10 protein-coding genes are annotated in these 22,700 nt (G+C 60.8%); 7 read left to right on the plus strand and 3 right to left on the minus strand.

Translation table 11 applies throughout. From position 1 onward, the window contains the following. Window positions 1–309 (minus strand): transposase (locus JHD63_RS15935; protein WP_233168257.1); only part of this gene is annotated, 309 nt, incomplete at its 3' end. Between the two features lie 78 nt (window positions 310–387). Between JHD63_RS15935 and JHD63_RS15940 the strand changes: the two genes are divergently transcribed. From JHD63_RS15940 to JHD63_RS15950, 4 genes are all read left to right on the plus strand, one after another. Further along, complete coding sequence (locus JHD63_RS15940) at window positions 388–1,527, plus strand: cyclic peptide export ABC transporter (RefSeq protein ID WP_370590542.1); 1,140 nt, start codon at window positions 388–390, stop codon at window positions 1,525–1,527. Then, window positions 1,524–2,045 carry an ATP-binding cassette domain-containing protein gene (locus JHD63_RS24085; RefSeq protein WP_233168258.1) on the plus strand — a complete coding sequence of 174 codons (522 nt, stop codon included), beginning with the start codon at window positions 1,524–1,526 and terminating at the stop codon, window positions 2,043–2,045. Before JHD63_RS15940 ends, JHD63_RS24085 begins: the two co-directional genes overlap by 4 nt. Window positions 2,046–2,554: 509 nt before the next feature. Next, window positions 2,555–15,241 carry a LysM peptidoglycan-binding domain-containing protein gene (locus tag JHD63_RS15945; protein WP_198971789.1) on the plus strand — a complete coding sequence of 4,229 codons (12,687 nt, stop codon included), beginning with the start codon at window positions 2,555–2,557 and terminating at the stop codon, window positions 15,239–15,241. A gap of 3 nt (window positions 15,242–15,244) precedes the next feature. Further along, complete coding sequence (locus JHD63_RS15950; protein WP_198971790.1) at window positions 15,245–15,643, plus strand: hypothetical protein; 399 nt, start codon at window positions 15,245–15,247, stop codon at window positions 15,641–15,643. Window positions 15,644–15,650: 7 nt separating this feature from the next. Here the strand turns inward: JHD63_RS15950 and JHD63_RS15955 are convergent, their stop codons facing one another. Then, on the minus strand, window positions 15,651–16,622 hold the full coding sequence (locus tag JHD63_RS15955) for an IS481 family transposase (protein WP_198971791.1): 972 nt from the start codon (window positions 16,620–16,622) through the stop codon (window positions 15,651–15,653). Window positions 16,623–17,020: 398 nt separating this feature from the next. Between JHD63_RS15955 and JHD63_RS25020 the strand changes: the two genes are divergently transcribed. From JHD63_RS25020 to JHD63_RS15970, 3 genes are all read left to right on the plus strand, one after another. Next, window positions 17,021–17,671 (plus strand): LysM peptidoglycan-binding domain-containing protein, encoded by a 651-nt coding sequence (locus JHD63_RS25020; RefSeq protein WP_198971792.1) that lies wholly within the window; start codon window positions 17,021–17,023, stop codon window positions 17,669–17,671. A gap of 644 nt (window positions 17,672–18,315) precedes the next feature. Continuing rightward, a complete protein-coding gene (locus tag JHD63_RS15965; protein WP_198971793.1) occupies window positions 18,316–20,007 on the plus strand; it encodes an outer membrane protein assembly factor BamB family protein in 1,692 nt (563 codons plus the stop codon). After that, window positions 19,970–21,124, plus strand: coding sequence for a hypothetical protein (locus JHD63_RS15970; protein ID WP_198971794.1), 1,155 nt, complete (start codon window positions 19,970–19,972; stop codon window positions 21,122–21,124). The genes JHD63_RS15965 and JHD63_RS15970 overlap by 38 nt, the downstream gene beginning before the upstream one ends. A gap of 181 nt (window positions 21,125–21,305) precedes the next feature. Here the strand turns inward: JHD63_RS15970 and JHD63_RS15975 are convergent, their stop codons facing one another. Continuing rightward, entirely contained in the window at window positions 21,306–22,292 is a 987-nt protein-coding gene (locus tag JHD63_RS15975; RefSeq protein ID WP_198971795.1) for a hypothetical protein, read from the minus strand. Between the last annotated feature and the right edge of the window lie 408 nt (window positions 22,293–22,700).

Raw genomic sequence — 22,700 nt, forward strand, 5'->3', positions numbered from 1 at the left:
CCGGCTGAAGTCGAGCTTGTCGGCATTGCGCAACTCGCCCAGCAAAGCCAGATGCAGGTTGTGCCACACCCCTGCAGCCTGCCAATCGCGCAACCGCCTCCAGCAAGTCATGCCACTGCCCCAGCCCGGTTCCTGGGGGAGCTCTTCCCAGGGGATGCCCGTGCGCAGCACAAAAAGAATGCCATTGAGGGCCAATTCGTCACTCAGTCGCGGTCTGCCTCCCTTGGGCGAAGGCTTCACGACTGGTAGCAACGGCTTGATCTTTTTGTACAACACCGCGCTAACTTCCTTGTTTCTTTTCTTTCCCATGCACCGTCAACGCGCATCCCGCGCTTGGCGATGACAGGCTTTTGTTAGCCGCTCTTAGTACGCCACACAGCCCGCCCGGTGCCATCGCTGGTCATGAATCTGCGTTGCCTGCTGCGTCCGCACTTGGGCTGGATCTCGGTGTCGGTTCTCACGGGCCTATGCGCCGGCGCAGCCACGGTGGGCTTGCTGGCGACGGTCAATGCCGCATTGCACGATGGCGCTGCGTTGTCAGGATCAATGCTGTGGGTCTACCTGGGTCTGTGCGGCGTGGCTCTGCTGGGCCGCGGGATGTCGGACGTGGGCACCAATCGGGTGGGTCAGGCCATCGTGGCGCAGCTGCGCAAGCAGTTGGCCGCGGACATTCTTCATGCACCCCTGGAGGCCGTGGAACGGTTTGGGAGTCACCGGCTACTGCCGGTGCTCACGCAGGATGTGGAGATCGTGAGCCACTTTGCTTTCACACTGTCTGCGACTTTGATTTCGGCGGCGGTGACGACGGGGTGCCTGCTGTATCTGTCAGTGCTGTCGCCAGGGCTGTTCGGGCTGATGCTGGCGGCCCTGGTGGTGGGCACCGGCCTGCAAGTCCTGGCACAGGCGCGGGGGATGCGAGGGTTCTGGTCGGCGAGAGGACAGGAAGAGCACCTGCACCGGGACTACCGCACATTGAGCGATGGGGCGAAGGAGCTTCGGCTGCATCGGGAGCGGCGGGCACGCCTGCTGGCTCAGATCACGGCGACTGTCGATGCGATCCGTTCGGCCAATGGCCAGGCGGTCAACATCTACGTGCTGGCGAAAGCCTTCGGGGCGGCGATCTTCTTTCTGCTGATCGCTCTGGTACTGGCATGGGGAGCCTGGCAGGACATTCAGGCCGAGGTGCTCAGTGGGTTCGTGCTGATCTTGCTGTTTCTCAAAGGCCCCATCGATCAGATCGCGACGGGGTTGCCGACGTTCGGACGGGCGCGGGTGGCGCTGCAACGGATCGAGGAGTTGCGGGGGTATTTCGCGCAGCGCGGGATGGGCAGCGAGACCGTAGAGCAGACCATCGCGCCAGCGCCGGCGGCCATGGAGCGCATCGAACTGCGGGGAGTCACGTACCGGTTTGCGGCAGACACGCCAACGGATTCCAGCTTCGCGCTGGGTCCGATCGATCTGGAGCTGCGCAAAGGTGAGCTGGTCTTCATCGTGGCGACAACGGCGCTGGCAAGACCACGCTCATGAAGTTGCTGCTAGGCCTGTATGCGCCCACCGGTGGGGAGATCCTGCTGGATGGGCAGCGGGTGACATCCCAGACCCAGGAGAGCTACCGGCAGTTGTTCAGCACGGTGCTGTCTGACTTCCACCTCTTCGATGAAGTGGTCGCCGTGGGGCAGGAGGCGTCGCCGCCAGATTCACGGGCGGCGCACCATCTCGAGCGGCTGGGGCTGGGGCGCAAGGTCTCCGTCCAGAACGGTCGTTTAAGCACGACTGACCTTTCTGCGGGGCAGCGCAAGCGACTAGCACTGCTGCGTGCCTATCTTGAAGAACGGCCGGTCATCGTGCTGGACGAATGGGCGGCAGATCAAGATCCGCGGTTCCGGGAGATGTTCTACACCGAACTGTTGCCAGAGCTGCGAGAGCGTGGGCATCTGCTGGTGGTCATCAGCCATGACGAACGGTACTTCGCTATGGCGGATCGCGTACTGCGAATGCGTGAAGGTCTGCTGCTGGAAGAGTCTTGCGTACCGACTACACATTGATGCCCAGACAGAGGAAGCAGCGCGTTTGGCCTGCGCACCGTCAAGCTCCGCATGACCGCCAAATGAGGCCGGCAGCACTCCAAACCCGGCGTGCCCTGCATGTCGGCGTAAAACAACCCTATCCACTGGCAGTGGCCATTGCTTCGGCAGATGCAGCAGCCGGCCCGCGAAATGAGTGACCTCCGCGCCCAACCGAGGCGCATCCATCGTCCCGTTTTCATGCACGACCAAGACATGAGGGGAAGAGCAGGCAAAGGTCTCTCATAACCGGACGATGTTCTGCATCTTTTTACCCATCAGATGCGCCGCTTCCATGGATTTGTGGTGGACTGATGCTGGAGTTATCTGCAGCCAGTGGCACATGTTTAGGGCCTGCTTCGAATATCCAAAGATTTTTATTTGCGAATCTAAACACAAAGGCTGCCAGGCTGGATAACTCAGCAATTGCAGCCTGTCATTCCGCTCTATGGCAGGTCATTCGGTACAACACAAAACCTCGGGGACCCGCCATGGTAGCGATCGTCAGCGGCAACAGTCTCGGCCTCAACCTAACTTCTTTGGCATTGCTGGGAAACCGGGGACAGTTTGGCAATGCTGCTCAGGGGCGCAATGGAGACGGCACGTTCGTTGACATCTCCAATGGCAATCTTGTCCTGCAAGGACGTGATGGCGCCCTGATGGGGACGGGCAACAGCGACGTCATCGACCTGCGCACATACAACAGCCAAGGCACCACGAGTTTCACCGATGCTGACGGCTGGCAATGGGGCCCTTACAAATCCGTGGTCAAGGTGGGCGATGACCTGGTGCGAACCGAAGCGGACGGCTCGAGTGCCACGTTTTCCTGGAGCGAAACCAGCCAGACTTGGCAGGAGACGAGAAGCCACGGAGGCGCCGTCGGCAGCATCAAAACCAATTCAGATGGCACATACACATGGACAAGCGGCACGAGCGGCGATACCGAAGTCTACGAAGGAGATGGAGCTGGGCTGATTCTTTCGGCAGTCGATGCAAACGGTAATGCCACCACGTTCTCGCACAATGCCGACAACCTGCTCACGCAGGTCACGACTGCGAGCGGCGAAACGGTCAGCTACCAATATACAGACCGGGACTTGACCGGGATCACGCATACATTGGCGGACGGTAGCGTGAGCCATCAGGTTACCTACGCATACGACAACCTGCACCGGCTCACCACCGTCACGCTCAATCTTGATCCGGTTGGCAACGCAAGCAGTAGTTCGTCCTACTCCACGTACTACACCTACGATGGCGACAGCATGCGTGTAGCGGGTTTGTCGCAGTCCGATGGCACATCGATGCACTTCACATACGTGCTCGACAGCGGCATCTACCGGATCGCGACAGTGACCGATGGAAACGATGCGACAACCCATTTCGACTATGACAGCACGGCAGGCACCACCACGGTAACCGACTCGCTTGGGGTGGCTTCGGCCTATCACTACGACTCCAAGGGGCAACTGCTGCAAGTCAACGAGGGCGTCACGGCGGCCAACCCCGCAGGCCTGACGCACATCGGATATACGTACTCCGCTCTGGGCGAGGTGACGAACGTAACTGATGGGGTCGGTCGCACCGTCACCCTGCAGTACGACACCAAAGGCAACTTGTTGCAGCAGAAGGACAGCGCTGGCGACACTCTGTCCAGAAGCTACAACGATCGCAATCAACTGCTTACGGAAACCGTCTACGCAGTTGCAGCCAAGAATCAGACAGAAGCCGCAGCCCCCTCCACCACCCGGTATGTCTATTCAGCGGCCAATCAAACCCAGTTGCGGTTTGTGCTGAGCCCAGACGGTCGCGTGACCGAATTCCGATACGACGCTAAGGGTCAGCGCACGAGTTCCATTACTTATGCGGCGGCGATCTACGACGTCAGCCAACTCGACTTGGGTGCGGTACCCAGTGAAGCCGACATGCAGACCTGGCAGGCTGCACAGGATCAGACGAGCATCCAGCGGACCGACACCGCCTACGACTTCCGAGGCCAACTACAGTCCAGCACGATGTATGGGGCCGTGGATACCTCGGGCGAAGGCGTAGCGTCCACCGGCGCCACGACACGGTTCGTTTACGACGCTCGCGGCAACCTCCTGAAGACCGTCAGTCCCGACGGCGGCACAGTGACTCAGACGGTCTACGATGGTCTGGGCCGCGTGCTTTCCACAACAACCCAGGCCCCCAACGGCGGACCATCCATCACCACCGTCATGCAATATGACGATGCTGGCGGCAAAACCGCTGTCACGCTCGCCAACGGGCTGGTGGCCACTTCAGCCTACGACAGCGCCGGACGCCTGGTTTCCGTTACGCAATCCAGCGCAAATGCGGTCCTCAGCTCGACGAAATACGACTACGACGCCGACGGCCGCCTGCTCATGACCACCGACGCCACAGGGCGTCACGCGTGGATGCTCTACGACGCAGCCGGCAATCGGGTCGCGGACATCGATGCCGAAGGCGAACTGACGGAATATGTGTACAACGCCGCGCGGCAGCAAACACACACCATCCGCTACGCAACGAAGGTCCAAACCTCACTTCTGCTGGATGCTCAAGGCGCTCCCACTGCCCCCGCACTGGACAGCCTGCGTCCCACTGCGTCCAATCAAGATCAGAACAACTGGAGTCTGTACGACGATGCGGGGCGCCTTGCCGCGCAAGTCGATGCGCTCGGCTACGTCACCCGAACACAATACGATGGCGCCTCGCGCATCCTGTCCGTGACGCAGCAGGCCACACCGCTCGACGCACAATTACTTGGCAGCGGCACCATTGCGACCTTGGAGCAACTTCCCTCGGCCTCCGCAGAAGACCGCATAACGTCCCACATCTACACCGAGGACGGACTTCTTTCCGTCACCATAGACCCCGAAGGCTATGCGACCCAATACATCTACAACGCCGCCGGTCAGCGTACGCAGTCGATTGCCTACAAAACGCAGGTAACTAACCGCGGCGACGCCTATGCCACGCAGATCAACGGCTCCCAGGCGGAACTGCTGCAGCCCACGAGCGCGTCGGACCTGATCACCTACACACTCTACAACGCTCGCGGGCAGGTGGTGGGCGAAGTGGATGCCGAAGGTTATCTGACGGAAACTGTCTACGACGGTAACGGCAACGTGGCTTCCACCATCCGCTATGCCCAGCCTGCACAAGCCCCAGTGACCGGAACGTCCACACTTGCGTCGCTGCGCCCGCAGGCCAGCGCCGAGGATCATGTGTCGACCAACACCTGGGACACCTTCGGCCGCCTCGCGACGCAGACCAACGCAGAAGGAACGATCACCCGGTTCGCCTATGACAGCGCAGGCCGGATCACGCAATCAACCGTCGCCCTCGGCACAACCGACCAGCGCTCATCCACTGCCCGCTACGACGTGCAAGGCCGCCTGATTGGCGAATTGTCCGGCGAGGGCAGCGCACTTCTCGACGGCAGCCAGACGCAGTCCGAGATCGACGCCATCTGGACCCAGTTCGGCATTCGGCATACCTACGATGCCGCAGGCCGTCGCACCAGCAGCACCGATGCGGCGGGCCATCGGACATTGTTCTTCTACGACGATGTGGGACGCCCCCGATACACCATCGATGCGACCGGTTCGATCGAGGAAACCCGCTACGACGCGCTGGGCCGCGTGATCGCCACGGCGCGATATGCCACGCAGTTGACCCCCACAGATCTCGACGCCCTGCAGGGCGGCCTGCTGTCAGCCAGCAGCCAGGCGACGCAGCTATTCGACGCCGCCCGTTTGGCCAGCGCCGCAAACAGCGGCGTGGAAAACAGCTACGACGCAAATGGCCGGCTCCTGACGGCTACCGACGCCCTGGGGAGCAGCACCCGCTATGAATACGATGCCTTCGGAGACCGCATCGCGACGGAGCAAGCTCAGCAAAGCGGAATAGTACGTCGCGACCTTGCGACTTTCGACCATCGCGGCCAGCAAATCACTGAGGAAGCAGACGTCACGGAAGTGGACGCGATCAGCAGTGCGCAATACGACGCCTTCGGCCGACTGGTGCAGGCGACCGATGCGCGTGGCAACGTTACCGCCTACCAGTACGACCGGCTGGGTCGCACCATCGTCAAGCAGGACCGTACAAACGCCACTCATGTCTACACCTACGATGCGTTCAGCCGGGTACTCACCCAGACCGATGCTCTAGGCGCTACCACAAGCTACGCCTACGACACTGCTGCTCGCAGCGTAAAGTTGACCACGCCCGAAAACGTCACCGTCAGCACCCTGCGCAACCGAGAGGGACAGGTGCAGACCATCGTAGACGGCAATGGCAATACCACGTCATACCAGTACGACCACGACGGCAACCTGCTGGCTACCAGCACCCCGCTGAGCACGACCCGCAGCCAATATGACGCAGCGCATCGGCTGGTGCGCACCACCGACGCCAATGGCAACGTCGTCACCTATGGCTACGACGCCGCCAACCGACTCCTGACGCGAACGGTCGATCCGAACGGATTGGCACTCACCACGCACTACCAATATGACGCCAAGGGCCAGCAGATACGCTCCACCGACCCCCGTGGTGTCGTAACGGAAAGAACCTATGACGATCGCGGTGAGGTGCTCACGGAAACCGTGGACCCTGATGGTCTCGGCCTGACGACGCGCTATGCCTACGATCTGGCTGGGCATGTGCTTTCCGTCACCCATCCAGGCGGGGCCGTCACGGAGTACGCCTACGACGCCATGGGCCGCCGCATCAGCACCACGGTCGATCGCGACGGCCTGGCCCTGACCACCAGCTACACCTACGACAAGGCCGGCAACGTCGTCGCCACGACCGACGCCCAGGGCAACGTCACGCGCCGGGTCTACGACAAGGAAAACCGGCTCGCCATCTCCGTCGATGGCGCTGGCGGCGTATCGACCATGCAATACGACGCCGAAGGGCGCCTCTCGCTGGTGCGGCACTACGCCAACGCCATCTACCTGGACGGGCTCGGAACAGCAGTCGATGCTGGTGCGATCGAATCGCGCCTGCAAAGCAGCGAAGCAGACACCGCGGAACGGCGCCTCTACGACAAAGACGGTCGCCTGACCTACACCATCAACGCCGCCGGCGACACGGTGAAGTACAGCTACGACGGCAACGGCAACGTCACGGACAGCATCCGCTATGCCAATCGCGTCGTTGTCAATGGCCTTCCGGGCACCAACCCGCCCGAAGTCACTCCGGATCTTGCACACGACCAGGAAACACGTACCGTCTACGACCAGCTCAACCGCCCTGTCTACAGCCTCTCGAGCACCGGCGACGGCACGGTGGTGTCTGTCATCGCGCGGACGTTCGACGCCAACGGTAACACCGTCGCCAGCGTCGCCTACGCAACCCCCATACCCGCGACAACAGCCGCAACCATCGCCAGCGTACAAGCGGCCACTGCCTCGCTCGCGCAGCCTGACGTGGATGCTTCCTCACGCAAGGTCTACGACGCCGCAGGTCGCCTCACCTGGAGCGCCGACGGCATGGGTGACGTCACCCAGCAGGTGTTCGACGCCGACGGGAACCTCGTCAAGCGCATTGCCTACCACACCCGCGTAAGCCCAGACGCATCGCCAGCCAGCGTATCGACCGATGCAACCGACCGCATCACGCTCTACGCCTACGATGCCGCCGGCCGCATGAGCGTGACCGTGGATGCAATGGGCGGCGTCAGCCGTGCGGTCTACGACGCCAACGGCAATGCCGTGATGCGCACCGCCTATGCCAACCGCATCGCCCCCCCGACACGGGATGGCGCCGCAGCGAGCGAAGCAACGATCCTCGGCACAGTCACCTCATCCGAGCAAGACCGCACGACCCACGCCGTCTATGACGGTGCCGACCGGCAGGTCTGGAGTGTCGACGCGCAGGGATACGCCACCCGGTTCGACTACGACGGTACCGGCAATGTCTGGAAGACCACGGCCTATGCCAATGCACTGCAAGCCCCGCTGGCCCAGCAAGCCACGGCCACGCAGGTGCAGCAGGCCATTTCCGCCGATGCCGCGCACGACCGCCGCACCTTGGCGGCTTACGACTCCGCTGGGCGCAAAGTAGTGACCGTGGATCCGCTGGGCTACGTCACCAACAGCTATTACAACGGGCTCGGGCAAGTCACCGGACGCACGCATTTCATGCACGCGGTCACCATCATCGCGGAAGATGCCAATGCATGGACAGTCGCCGGTGCAGTCACCTCGGACGGGCTGGTGGACCAGAACGAGTATTACAGCTTCGACCAGGCTGGCCACCTGAAGGCCTCATCGAACTCGGGTGGCTCTTACGAGACCTACCAATACGACGGCACGGGCAACAAAGTCAGCTTCCACAATCCGCAAGACTACGCCTGGAACTATGACTACGATGCGGCAGGCCGCCTGGTGACGGAAACCACGCCCTACACGTCCGAAAGCGGCCAGATCGTCACCCGCATGCAGTATGACGCGCTCGGCAACATGGTCGCACGGACCGAGGCTGCCGGCTCATACCAGGAGCGCACCACATGGTATGAATATGACGCACTGGGCCGTCAGGTCAGAACGATCTTTGCGCCAGTACAGATATATCAAGCGGCAAGTGATCCCATCAACCCTCAAGCCCCCTACGGTGGGCCTTATGGCGGTGTTTACGGAGGCAGCTATAACCCCTATGGCGGGGCTTACGGTGGCAGCTATGACCCGTACGGAGGTGTTTACGGCGGCAGCTACGGCGGAGCCTATGGCGGCGGCATCGGATCTTACGGTGGCGAATACAGCAGCGCGAGATTCGAGACGTACGGAGTCCTCGTCAGTCGAGTCATCTACGACAGTTTCGGCGATGCCGTTGGCGGCATCGACACCGCTGGCAGCCTGAGCCTCAAGACCTACGATGCACTCGGCCGACAGGTCGATAGCGTCGATGCCATGGGCTACGTCACCCACATGGAGCGCAATACCTTCGGCGACATCACCGAACTGACCCGTTATGCGCAGGCAGTCCCCCTCCCTCAACTCGTACTCGGCGGTGTCAACGGCTACGAAATTTTCGGCCTGGACCATTTCTCGCCAGCCATAAACACCAGCTCACTCGATCGGACCATCCAGACGCAATACGACCAGCGGGGCAACAGCGTCTCCATCGTCCAGCCATCGACCTGGGTGAACGACGGCATGGGCGGGCACTACCAGGCCAGCGCCGTGGTCCGCAACACCTACGATGCCTTCAATCAGCTGGTACAAAGCGCTGCCCAAGCCGACCAGGCAGGCAGCACCTGGGCAACGACACGTCACTATTTCGACCAGCGGGGCCAGGAAGTCCAGACGGTCGACGCCTTGGGCTACGTCACCACCCACAGCTACGATGGCGCCGGCAATTTGACGGAAAAACGGGAGTATGCAAGCACCGCACCCTCAGCCGCGGCTCAGGGACAAGGCTACGCCTCGCTGCCGCCTGCGACACAGGATGACCGCATCACCCGCTATGCCTATGACCTCGGCAACCGCAAGATCAGCGAGACACGTGTAGGTGTGCGCTACAGCAGCCAGTCGGATGGGTCGAGCACCGTGGGTGACCTGACCACCACTTACGGCTACGACAGCCTCGGCAACCTCACGCGCACGACCGATCCGCTGGGTCAAAGCACATATACCTATTACGACGTACTCGGCAGGGTGCGGGCCATCGCTTCGCCAGGCAGATCCAGCACCAGCGACGGCCACGGCATCATCCCGCTGGTGGAATTCCTGCGGGACGCCTTCGGCAACGTAGTCACAAGGATAGAGCGGGCTGCCGGAGCCGCTTATGCGGACCAATTCGGCTATGCGGTCTCCTCAGTCACACAGGATGAGAACAGCAGCGGCTATGGCGGCGGCTATGGCGGCGGCTATGGCGGCCCCCTTCAAGACCGGGTGACCTACATGGCGTACGACAGCCATGGACACGTGACCGCAGTGCAGGACGCAGGCGGCGGTTATAACCAGATGTCCTACAACGCGCGCGGCCAACTGGTCAAGACCTGGCAGACGGTCTACGACCCTGACGGCGCCCACGTGCTGTTCACCGAGTTCACCTATGACCGCCTGGGCAGGCAGACGGGCATGATTACCCCCGCCTCCACGAGCGTCTCCCAGGACGGAAGCATCAGCATCCAGCAACAGACGGCAGTCGGCACGGTGTCCACCCGCATCGAATGGAATGCCTTCGGGGAAATGACCAGCCGTGGCAGCAACGCCACGAACAATGGGCCCTACCTTTACGAGCAATTCGATTACGACAACACCGGCCACCTCTGGCGCACCAATGCAGGCGACGGCAATTACAAGGTCATGCTCTACGACCTGCTCGGCCACCAGACGGCCCAGATCCAGAGCGCAGGCCGCACCGAAGACGTAGGAACCTACGACTCCAGCTTTCTGGGATTTGCCAACGCCCAGGCTGCAGACCAGGCCAGCACCGGCCAACGCACCGGCCTGCGCCGCACCGACATGCAGGTCGACCTGCTAGGCCGCGTCGTCCGGCAGACGCTGCCCGAGCGCGCGCTGGGGGATGGCTCCGACATCGTCCGGCCAGTCATCCTGCAGACCTTCGACCGCTGGGGCAACACGCTCTCGCAGACCGATCCGCGCACCCAGGCCTGGGTCACCACATACGCCTACAACGACCGCAACCAGGTCATCAGCAAGTCCCAGCCCGATGGCAACGGCATGCAGAGCCAGGGCAGTCCGGTCACCAGCATCTACTACGACGCCCTGGGACGCCAGGTGGCCGTACGTGACGCCAACGGCCATGTCAGCGGCCAGGTCTGGGATTCCGGCGACCACCTGGTTCGGGAACTGCACGCGGATGGCGGGGCCATCGAGCACGACTACACCGCCTTCGGCGAGCAGTCACGCCTGGTCGATGCCATGGGCCACGTCACCCGCTACACACGCGACGGCATGGGCCGCGTCACCGCGGTCATCCATGAAGGCATCGACCGCTACCAGGCCGATGGCAACAACCAGCTGCAGGACATCGGCTACGGGGTCGCAGAGACTTTCAGCTACGACACGGCCGGCCGCAAGACCTCGCAGACCGATGGCGCCGGGGGCACCACCCAGTATCGGTACGACAACCGCGGCAACGTCATCTCCGTCACCGACGCCGACGGATTCGTCACCTCCACCGCTTACGACGTGCATGACCGCGAGATCGCCGAGGTCGATCCCAATGGCTTGCAAGCTACCTGGACCTATGACGTCTTCGGCCAGCTGCAGGGCCATACCGACATCGGCGGAGCCCAATACTGGTACCAGTACGACACCGCCCGCCAGCTCATCGCACAGGGCAACAGCCGCGGCATGGACCAGAGCTTCGGCTACGACGGTGCAGGCCAGATCGTGCGCATCGACGACAACAGCTATGACGGCGTGAGCACCAGCAGCGGGCTGGACCAGCACACCCGCTACGCCTACGACGCCATGGGCAACCGCGTTCTGGAGCAGACCTCCCAGCAGGGCGCGGTCTACCAGAACCAGCGCATGGAGTACGACACCCTGGGCCGCCTGTCCCGGGTGCAGGACGCGCAAGCTGGTCTCAGCATGTCGCTGCAATACGATGCCGTGGGCAACAAGATCCACCAGCACACGGACTTCAGCACCGACGCGGGCGCCAGCGCCCAGGAAGCCTGGTACGCCTACGACAGCATGAACCGGCAGGTGCTGGCCGACGGCGCCGTCGATGGCAACCGCTTCAACCTGGGCAACGTCACCGCCAAGCAAGGCCACCTGCTGGCCTATGACCTCAACGGCAACCGCATCAGCGACACGTCCTGGGGCACGCAGGTCGTGCCCGAATACGCGGTGGACGAGTCCTCCAACCCCATCGGCGGCGATGGCGGGGGTGGTGGTGACGGTGGGGATGGAGGTGCCAGCGCCATGGCCCTGCCCGCGTCGTCGGCCTCCCTCGATGGCTCGACCCCGGGCGTGCATTTCACGGGCTACGCCAAGCAGACCGGGGCCATCACCCAGCATTACGCCTACGATGCGATGAACCGGCTGTCCCAGGTCTCCACCGGCGCCTATGCCGCGCGGATTCCCAATGGCAGCAACATGGAGCCCACGCCCCTGGGCTTCCAGGAGGCGATCGTGCTGGACCGTCGCTACTACGACGGCGCCAGCCGCGTGGTGCAGACCGGCCCGGGCGGCTCCCTGCCGGCCGACTATCTGAAGGCCCTGGTGGGCGCCAACCTGGATCTCTCCGGCGCCACCACGGTCACCAGCCGCTACGATGCGGCCGGCCGGGTCCTGGTGCAGCATTCTGTCAATGAGACTTTGGCCGCTTCCGATCCCGCCCGCGTGCGCGATACCGAGTACAGCCATGTGGTCACCTCCTCCCACCAGGAGCAGACGGGCGTGGATGAGTCCGGCGCTCCGGTCTACACCACGGTCACGACCACGTCCCGCACCTCCGGCTATGACGCGGCCGGCAATCTGCGTTTCACCCATTCGGTGGCTGGCTCCAGCCAGGGGACGGTGGTCACCGATACGGAGATCGCCCTGCGCACATTGGAGGGCTACAAGCAGCAGGGCACGCACACGGTCAACACCAATCTCGATTCGGGCAATGTGACCGAGGGCTCGACCGCCCTCTTCTACAGCGCCAACAATCAGCTGGTGGGGGTGGATGATTCCACCTCCCCCGTCTCCAGCCGCCGCCTGGTCAACGATTTCTCGGGCCATGTGCTGCTCAATACCCAGGGCAATCCTTCGGTCGGGGTGCATCGCCTGCGCGAGCTGGTGGTCGCCGGCGAGGTCCTGGGCGTCTACGGCAGCGGGGTGGATCGCTCCAACCCGCAGGATGACCAGGGCAATCCGATGTTCACCGAGCAGGGGGATTTCAACCCGGCGTATCGGCCGGTGACGGGCTCCTATCCGGCCGCTGCCACCGGCCAGTATCCGGTGCGTGCCGGCGATACCCTGCGCGGCATCGCCCAGGCGGCCTATGGCGATGCCGATCTCTGGTATGAGATCGCCTCGGCCAATGGCCTCTCCAATGACTCGGAGCTGCGTGTGGGCCAGGTGCTCAACATTCCCACCAAGGTGGGCGGTGTGCACAACAGTGCCTCGACCTTCGCGCCCTACGATCCCAGCCGCATCGTGGGCGCCACCGAGCCCCAGCAGCTGGCCATGCCGGCGGGCAATCAGGATGATGACGATTGCGGGGGGATCGGGCAGGTCATCATGATCGCCGTCGCCGTGGTGGTCACGGTGTACACGGCTGGGGCGCTCAGCGGCGCGAGCGGCGCTTTCCTGGATGTGGCTGCCGCCGGCGGCAGCGCCCTGGGCGGCGGCACCCTGGGCTTTACCGGTGCGGCGCTCGCGGGCGCTGCGGGCTCGGTGGCCAGCCAGGTGGTGGGCAACGCCATCGGCGCGCAGGATGGCTTCAGCTGGAAGCAGGTGGCGCTGGCCGCTGTCAGTGCGGGGGTGACCCAAGGGGTGGGCGGCTCCAATCTGCTGCCCGATGTGGGCAGCACCTTCGGCAATGCGGCCCTGCGCCAGGCGGTCAGCAGCGCGGTCAGCCAGGGCATCAGCGTGAGCCTCGGCCTGCAGGATCGTTTCAGCTGGACCCAGGTGGCCGCTTCCGCTGTCGGTGCGGGCGTGGGGGCGCAGATCAACTCGGCCATGAACTACAACCCGCAGGTCAATGGCTTCGATCTGGGCAAGAGCGTGCTGTCGGCCACCGGCGCTGCGCTGACCACCGCGGTCATGCGGGGTGGCCGGGTCAGTGTCACGCAGGTGGCGACGGATGCGTTCGGCAATGTGTTGGGGCAAGGCTTGGCCAATGTCTCGACCACCACTCAGACCCAAGGTCAAGGGCCTTGGTCTGCAGTGGACTACCGGAACGGCTCGGATATTGAGAGCGACAACGCTTATGACGCACGGCGCAGCCAGGAGTGGATCGGGCAGAGCGACGCCATCATGGCCAGACGTGCTGCCGAATCGCTGGCGGCGACCAATGTGGGCGGCGTAGATGATCGCAACGGCATGGATGTGGCGAGCGACACATACAACGGCAGCCGTCGCACCATCACCATCGGAAGAGGTCAAGGTCCGCTCGCAGCCATGCAGGCGATGGGCTTCAGCGACCAGCAGCAGCGCGCGATGTACGGCCAGCTCGCGCGCAGCGGCCAGCTTTCGTTCGACGGCAAGGGCATGCCGCTGGTTCAGCCGGGCCAGCAGTTGTATGTAGACCTGGATGACATGAGCAGTGCACGCCTGGGCGGTCGCTTGATCGGTGCTGAAAGCAGCAATCGGGCGACCATCGCGGCAGCCGAGCAGCGCGCGTACTGGGACTCGCTGCAAGCGGGCGCCTGGAGCGGCAGAACCGCTGAAGGCGGGCCTGTGTGGCATGTGGGCGGCATGCAGCAAGTCGCCGGATCTGCGGTAGACATGATTCCAACGGGCGGATACCCATATGTGCCAGCGTCCCAATCGATGCAGCCGCAGGGCTGGATTGGAAAGGGGCTGGAACTGATCGATGACTTCAATAACAGCTGGGCCGGGAAAGCGGCGCAGGCTTGGCCGCAGGAGAACTTCGCTGTCGGTGGAGCCAAGGCGGCGCTGGTCTTTGCTGGCACCATGGGACGCAATCTGTTGGGTGATGCGGCGGCTGTGGACCGGGTTTTGGCGAATGCGGCTCGGGAGGCGTCTACACTTGGAAATGTGGCAAATGAAACCGGTGGCAAGGTTCCGGTGCAGTTCGGCAACGTGATGACGTACGGTGAAAGCAAGGCTGGGGCAGTGGTCGGTGATGCACTTACTGGAGACCACATTCCTTCATACGCCGCAATTCGTCAGAACGTGGAAACAACGCTCGGACGCAGGCTGAATCCGGATGAAGCGGCCGCCCTTCGCGATAACACGAATACAGTAATCGTTGCTCAAGACTTGCACGCGTCGGGTCGAACATACTTTGGCGCTAATACTCCGTCTCAAATTGCGGCGGACTCGCTTAACCTCGGTTCGGCGGCGACTAAAGACCAAGCCGTCCATCTGGCTAACGCGCCCGGCATGGGTTATGATCCCCTAAGCCTTGAGACATCATTTAATCAACTCAACGAGCTTAATCAACAGTTGTTCAGTCGGCTTTCAACAAAGCAGTCGATTACGGAATTTTTTAGAAATCTAGGGCTGTGATTAATGACCGAATTTATAACCCTTCTGGGTCAGCATCGAAGCTCATCAGACGTTGTCGATGTAGCTGCACGATTAGGCCTTAACGAAGTGATGGATGATCCTCCGTCTCGCCAGTATTTGATTTCTCGCGAGCGAGGGCTTGACTTACTCCTTGAAGACGACCATGTAGTTGCAGTTCAGATATTCATTCAAGCTACACGGAATTTTTCAGCATTTTCAGGTGCTCTACCGCTGGGACTCAAGAGAGGGATGTCGCAAGCGGAGATTCATCAAGTGCTGGGGACCCCAATGGAATCAGACTTGCATGACAGCAAGTATTCTTTGCCGAACACAAAGGCAAAACTTGTCGTGACATTTGATGATTCCACCAAGATAAAGTATTTAAGTTTTGAGGCAGCTTAAAGAAGGTCTACATGTCGCATCCCGGACGATCATATGGCCGCTTGAGAAACAGATCCGGGCGCTCGTGGTACCACTCTTTCATGGCCTGCATGGGCGTCTTGCTGCCCAGCGCTGACTGCGGCAACTGGTGGTTGTACAGGGCCACATAGCGCTGCAAGGTCTGCTGCATGTCCTCGCGGCTGTTGAATCGGTGGGTCTTGAGCACGTCCGCGATGCGGCCATTGAAGCGCTCCACCATGCCATTGGTTCTGGGCGTCCTGGGCTTGGTCAGCCGGTGCTCGATGCCCAGTTCCTGGCACAGCTGGTCGAACTCGTGCTGGCCACTGGGTTCGCGCTCCTTGCCGGCGAACAGGCGGTCCGTGAACTCCTTGCCGTTGTCGGTCAGCAGCTTCTTGATCCTGATCGGACAGGCCTTGTGCAGTGCGTTCAGAAAGGCCTTGGCACTGGCCGCTGTCTTGTGGGTCTTGAACTGCACGAACACCCACCGCGTGGCCCGGTCGATGGCCACGAACAGATAGCGCCGGCTGCTCTCATCCTGCATCTGCGGCAGGTACTTCACGTCCACATGCACATAGCCCGGCTCGTAGCTCTTGAAGGCCTTGTGGACTACCGCCGGCTCGCGGGGCTTGAGGTCGTTGAGGTTGCCCGCTCCATGGCGGCGCAGGCACCGGTCCAGGCCCGAGCGCGAGACATGGGCGCAAATGAACTCGCGCGTGACCGCCAGCAGGTCATCGAGCGGCAGCAGCAGGGTTCGCCTCAGATGGACCACCACCGTCTCTTGCGCGGGCGTGAGCACCGTCTGCAGATGATGGGCCGTGTGCGAACGGTCCCCGAAGACCTCGCGCTTCTTCCACTTGTAGACCGTCTGCTCGGTAATGCCAAAACGCTGGGCCAGGACGCTGGCCGTCTCGTGGCTGGCCGCGATCTCGGCACGCACGGCAGGCGTGGTGCGGGCGTTCTTGTGCAGGGCTATCAACATGGCTTCGCTCCCTGAGTGGATGGCAAGGACTCTATCAACTCCTGCAGAACTGCTCGGGCCATGAAGAGGGGATAGCGTTTGGGATTTATGCAATCATCCGGGATGCGACAGCTAACGGCTTGGTCGAAGAGTTCGCCGACTTTGACGAAATGTTCGTGAGTTTCAAGAACTATGCTCAAGACGGAATCAACTACTGGCTCAAGAGAAACCAAAGCAGTAAACCGTAATTGCTGATAGCTGCCAAAGGGCTCTGTTGCACCAATCGCGTTTCGGACGGCATGCCCCCCTGACGGAGCTATGCCACAGCAGCCACTGGCACAGTTTGGGGATAGCCGATCTGCCTGAAGCACTGGCGCAAGGCCGCGCGGACACGCGACACCACAATCTGGCGCGCGAACGTGACCGCCCTCTTCTACAGCGCCAACAATCAGCTGGTGGGGGTGGATGATTCCACCTCCCCCGTCTCCAGCCGCCGCCTGGTCAACGATTTCTCGGGCCATGTGCTGCTCAATACCCAGGGCAATCCTTCGGTCGGGGTGCATCGCCTGCGCGAGCTGGTGGTCGCCGGCGAGGTCCTGGGCGTCTACGGCAGCGGGGTGGATCGCTCCAACCCGCAGGATGACCAGGGCAATCCGATGTTCACCGAGCAGGGGGATTTCAACCCGGCGTATCGGCCGGTGACGGGCTCCTATCCGGCCGCTGCCACCGGCCAGTATCCGGTGCGTGCCGGCGATACCCTGCGCGGCATCGCCCAGGCGGCCTATGGCGATGCCGATCTCTGGTATGAGATCGCCTCGGCCAATGGCCTCTCCAATGACTCGGAGCTGCGTGTGGGCCAGGTGCTCAACATTCCCACCAAGGTGGGCGGTGTGCACAACAGCGCCTCGACCTTCGCGCCCTACGATCCCAGCCGCATCGTGGGCGCCACCGAGCCCCAGCAGCTGGCCATGCCGGCGGGCAATCAGGATGATGACGATTGCGGGGGGATCGGGCAGGTCAACCAGCGCGCTCATGCGTGTGCTATGCGGATCTTACCCAAGGGGAAATGATTTTTGCGGTTCCATCTCATCACCTCACATCCCACACGACGCATAAGTTATCTGCGATGTTCCACTTTGGTTTAGAGCCTTCCTCCTTGCACTTCATGTCCCGTTGCGAAAAAGTCATTGATGGAGATTTTTTTCCAAAGCCGTGCTGACAATATGAGAAAAACCACTCCAACCAAATTTCGCATAGCTATGCTATCCGCTCTTATCAACGTAGGGGTGCGAGCATCCTCAGTCCCAACGACTTACGACGCCCGCCCGAAAGGAGAAATACGATGGGAGTGCTTAGCAATTCTGGAATGACCCAACTACCTCCCCAAGGCTTCGGCCTATGGCTACCAATACCAGATGAGGCCGAGTTGACTGGCCTGCTCTTTGGGGGCGGAGGCGGTGAGGGCGGAGGCGGCGAGACAGAGACAGAGACAGAGACAGAGACAGAGACGGAGACAGAGACGGAGACAGAGACGGAGACAGAGACGGAGACAGAGACGGAGACTGAAGCCGAGACAGAGAGCTCCGAGTCCTCCGAGAGCTCCGAATCCTCCGAGAGCTCCGAATCCGAAGGTAGCGGCGGTGGCAGCGAAGGCGAAGGCGAAGGCGGCGAAGGCTGACGTATCTGATCGTCTCACTGCGGTAGTACAGTATTTATGTATGTAAAACATTCCCCCCCAAAGGGGGACCCCGATTGGGAAAGCCTGCGCCAGAGCATCTACACGGAGGCGATTCATTTCAGCCAGCATGTGGTGTTTGACTTCCGCCGGATGCTGACGCGGGCGAGCAACGCGGCAGCGGCTGGACGCCTGATGTGGAAGCTCGTTCGCCCATTTGAGCCCGAGGTTCTCGTCGGCCCGGGGTATGGCGCAACGCCGCTGCTCTATGCGACTGCAATGGCCGCGTTAGCCGACGGCATTGATCTTCCTGTACTAATGGTGCGCGAGAGTCGCAAAGATCACAACCTCCGCAAATGGGTCGAGGGACAGCGTCAGCCCCCGGGTGCACGCGCCGTAATTCTTGATGATTTTATGCGCGCAGGTTCGGCACTAGCGCTCGTGGAGGAAGCCCTTGCAGCCGATGGTCATTTGCTCGATATCCGCGCAATGGCCTTGTTCTTCGATATGTGGCAACCGCTTGGCTCGCGCCAAATATCGGTCAGCCGATTTCCCGTAGTGTCGCTTTTCAAACGACATGATATCGGCTTGTCTCGCGACTGCTTCGATGCCCGGCCACCTACCATGACGGGCAGTTACCCGGCGCTCGTTGAAGAGCCGCTCTGGTGGCGATGGGAACTCAATAGAAAGACGACCTACCCTTACAAGAGCGTACCCCTTATCGCTGAAGGGGCGGTTTTTGTTGCGGATGACCGGTCGCGAGTGTGGCGACACAACGCAGCCAGCGGCGATATTGAATGGGTTTACGAAAGTTTGGCGCAACCGACCAAAGGTATCGTGCAGATGTTGCAAGGTGCGGATGGCAGCCTGGTCTTCGGTTGTTACGACGGGACCATTACCCGCCTAGATATGGCGACAGGCCAAGTGGTATGGCGCTGGCGGCAGGATTCCAGCGTACATGCGACTCCCGCGCTGGACATTAAACATGGCCGGCTCTTCATCAACACGGAGCAATGGAACGCCGGAAATCCCCATGGCCATTTGTATGCGCTCAACTGGGAAACAGGCCAGACGCTATGGAAGTTTCATCACCGCTACTGGCCTCCAGGCAGTCCGGCATACGACGCTGACAGCAACTCTGTAATCGCTTCTTGCAATGATGGCAGTCTGGTCTGTGTGAACGCAGACACGGGCGATCTGCGCTGGCAACAACAGACCAATGGTCTTGTGCGAGGCAGGCCTGCGGTTTCGTCGGGCCGTGTACTGTCTGCCACCGAGAATGGGCAGTTGCTTTGCAACGATCTTTATTCGGGTCAACCACTTTGGACGGTAACCTATGGCAAGGCCTCGAGACATCAATTCGCCCATGTGCAAGGCGCCCATGTATTTGTCTTCGATGGCACGTGTCACCTCACCGCTTTTGCGCTGGCCGACGGCCGGATTGAATGGCTATCCCGATTGCGCAGCCCGGGCTGCTGGGCACCGATTGCATTTGGCAACTACCTCATCGCCTTGTCCCGGCAAGGTCATTTGGCGGTATTCGACCCGGACCGGAGAGTTAAGGTCTGGGAAGGCTCCATCGGCGCTACGTTTGAACAACCTCCCACGGTAGGGTACGTAGGCAGCATGCCACTGCTTGCGGCTGCAAGCAACCATTCTGGGCTGAAGGTATACAAAATAAATGATTTCTACAGTGCAAACTCCTCAATCCGACAGCACGCCACTTCCTGATTTAGCTGTGCAAGCGTCTTCCTCCTATTTCTTGGTAACGCAGGTGAAATCGCACCGCGTGGTGTACTTCACCGATGATATCGAGTACCAACCACCAATGGAAGGGGACTGGTATTACATCAGTCATTTTCACGGCCCCCTTCCTGAGGGGATGACCTTGCGCAATTGTTGGCGATGGAGGTTCAATGGCGGCGTGTTCATCGACGCTCAAACGCCAGCAGCCAAACCCCAGCAAGAATTGCTTCTGGAAAGCAATCGCAAGGCATTACGCCGCATCTTGCTGGAGAAGATCAATGCCGTGCGAGCATCCCAGGCCCCTAAAGGCACTTTAGGTGCGAGCATCCGGGCAGAGAAATTACGTCAGGCAAATGCTTATATTGCACAGCCAGAGGAATGTGGAGATATTGGCTTCTTGCATGGCGTCGCACTTGCACGTGGCCTGTCGCTGCTCGAAGCAGCTCAGTTGATCATATGCAAAGCCGCGGATACATGGCACGTTCTCCAAGAAACCGAGCAAGTGCTTGAACAGTTTACGGTCGCCATCCAGGGTGCGAGAACCCAAGAAGCACTTCTGGCGGTAAGAGAGTCGCTACTGCAGGATGCCTACCCAGCCCTCTCGAGGACATGTCGCTATCCGGTAGCCAATACCGTCCCCATAGATGTTGATCGCCCTCTAGGGCCTGTACATTTGTGCCACGAGAAAGCGCGGTTACGCACGTTACTGGTGCAGCACATCAATAAACTACGAAAGTCTGAAGAAACTGACTGCATCGCCCACTCCGACATCAGCGAGCGCCGCTATCGGGCAGCCAAGGCATTCTTGCAATTCCCAGGCACGACGAGCGATGAGAACGAGATAGCACTCTTGAATGGGTATGCCGCCGCACAGGAAATTGCTCTAGAAGATGCTGCACGACAGGTGCTCAAGGACGTATCGCAATCAAATCAGTTGTTGGCATGGAGCGAAAATGAACGGATCAGACTCCTGCGCCATATTTCCATCATACGCACCCTGGCCGACATACGGCGGGTGGAGGCGACAATACATACTCTATCGCAAGCGCTTCCAGCGTCAGACCAGGCACAGTGTCCATCAACAGCGGAAGTGAAAGCATGACCATCACGGTCAAGCAACGCGAAAGCGGCCTATGTCATTCCTGCGACTTGCAACGCTGTAGAAACGATCACGAGGTCACCTTTGGGTGAATGAATTGCGCTACTCAGTACGGAACATGGACACCACTTTTAAAACTTGACTAAAGGCAAGCAGTTGCAACCCGAGGTGCGCCCCTGGCAGCTCAGGTGAGGACTGATCGTGGTAGCGAACTCTGAATCAAGTGCGGATAAACAAGCGGATGAACAGTCGGGTTGCTGTTCATCTCCAAAAACCAAAATTCCCCCTGTGCGTCAAGCACCGCATCGACGGTAAACACGGTGCCTGCGCGCTCGATCGGATTAATCGCACTGGCGAAATGTGGCCCCGCCTTACTCAGCGGCTCCCACCGGTCGCCGATGGCTGCCTGCAGGTCAATTACGCGGCGATCGATCGGACGCATGAATTCAGATCCGTAGCGAAACTCAAGAACCAGTCGTGTTCCCCTGGGCGGTACGGCGTCTAGCTCGTAGCCCTGGTACTTCAATACCGGTTCAAGTCGATGTCGCAGCCGCTCTTGCTCCTCCGGCGTACGGCGCCTTATGAGCCGAGCTCTGCGATCGAACTGCTCCCCCACCGAGACACGACCATCGCAGGCTAGCCTGGGTAGCTCGTCAAGTTCCAGCACGACCGGCTTATCACCAAAGTACCAGACTTTAAGCAGACGGCCCTCAATAAAGCGCTCGTAGTACTCCCCTTGTGCGATGTCTATGGCGCATTCATCGCTGCGACGATAAGGCCCCTTGATCTGCGCACCGAAAGACGACCTTGCACGCTTGACAAGCACATCGGGCACGTCAGCGTCGGCCAAAGCCCACCACGGCGGAACAGCAAGGCCCGCGCGTTGTGCAAGCTGCTTAAACAGCAACTTGTCCGTTGACTCTGCCCAACGTCGATGCCGATACGGTAGCCAGCCCGCGAAATGCGAGGCCTCGTCGGTCAGCGTAGCTACGTACTGGCTCACACCCTGCACCACCGCCAGGAATTGGGGGAAAAGCACGCAGTGGAATTCATCCTTGCGCAACAAGGCCTGCATCGACCCTCCTACAACCAGAAATTCGACGCCACTTTCCGAACAAGCTTTGCGAAGCCAGCGGAAATGGTCCAGGAAATTGTTCTTTGATGCTGGCACGAATCCTCCCCAAGTCGCCGCGACATGGCTTGCGCCACACCTATTCTTGTTGAGTTATCTACCAAAAGCTCACAGCTGTTTAGGACAGGGTGAAAAATTTGCGCATCTCATCCTCTCCCGGTAACGTTGATCGTTTTTTGCCGTGATGCGGGTCGCGGATTGGCAGATTACAGAGTTGACTCAAGAGTCTTTATTGACTCGATAGTACAGACGGCGAGGCGCCTCAAGCCTGCTCTACTGCACGAAAAGAAAAAGTAGTTGCAGTTGCCGCATGTTCGGGCTAGGGAAGGTCTGCGCAATGAGCTTTGAGATGTGCTGAGGCGGCCTGATAGAGCCAATTTGCAAACAAGTCCAGCCGTGCCGCGGCCTTTGGGCCCTTTGCGGGCCTGTTTTTCGGCCATCAGGCCG

The organism is Xylophilus sp. ASV27 (assembly GCF_016428875.1).
In the GTDB taxonomy this organism is placed as follows: domain Bacteria; phylum Pseudomonadota; class Gammaproteobacteria; order Burkholderiales; family Burkholderiaceae_C; genus Xylophilus.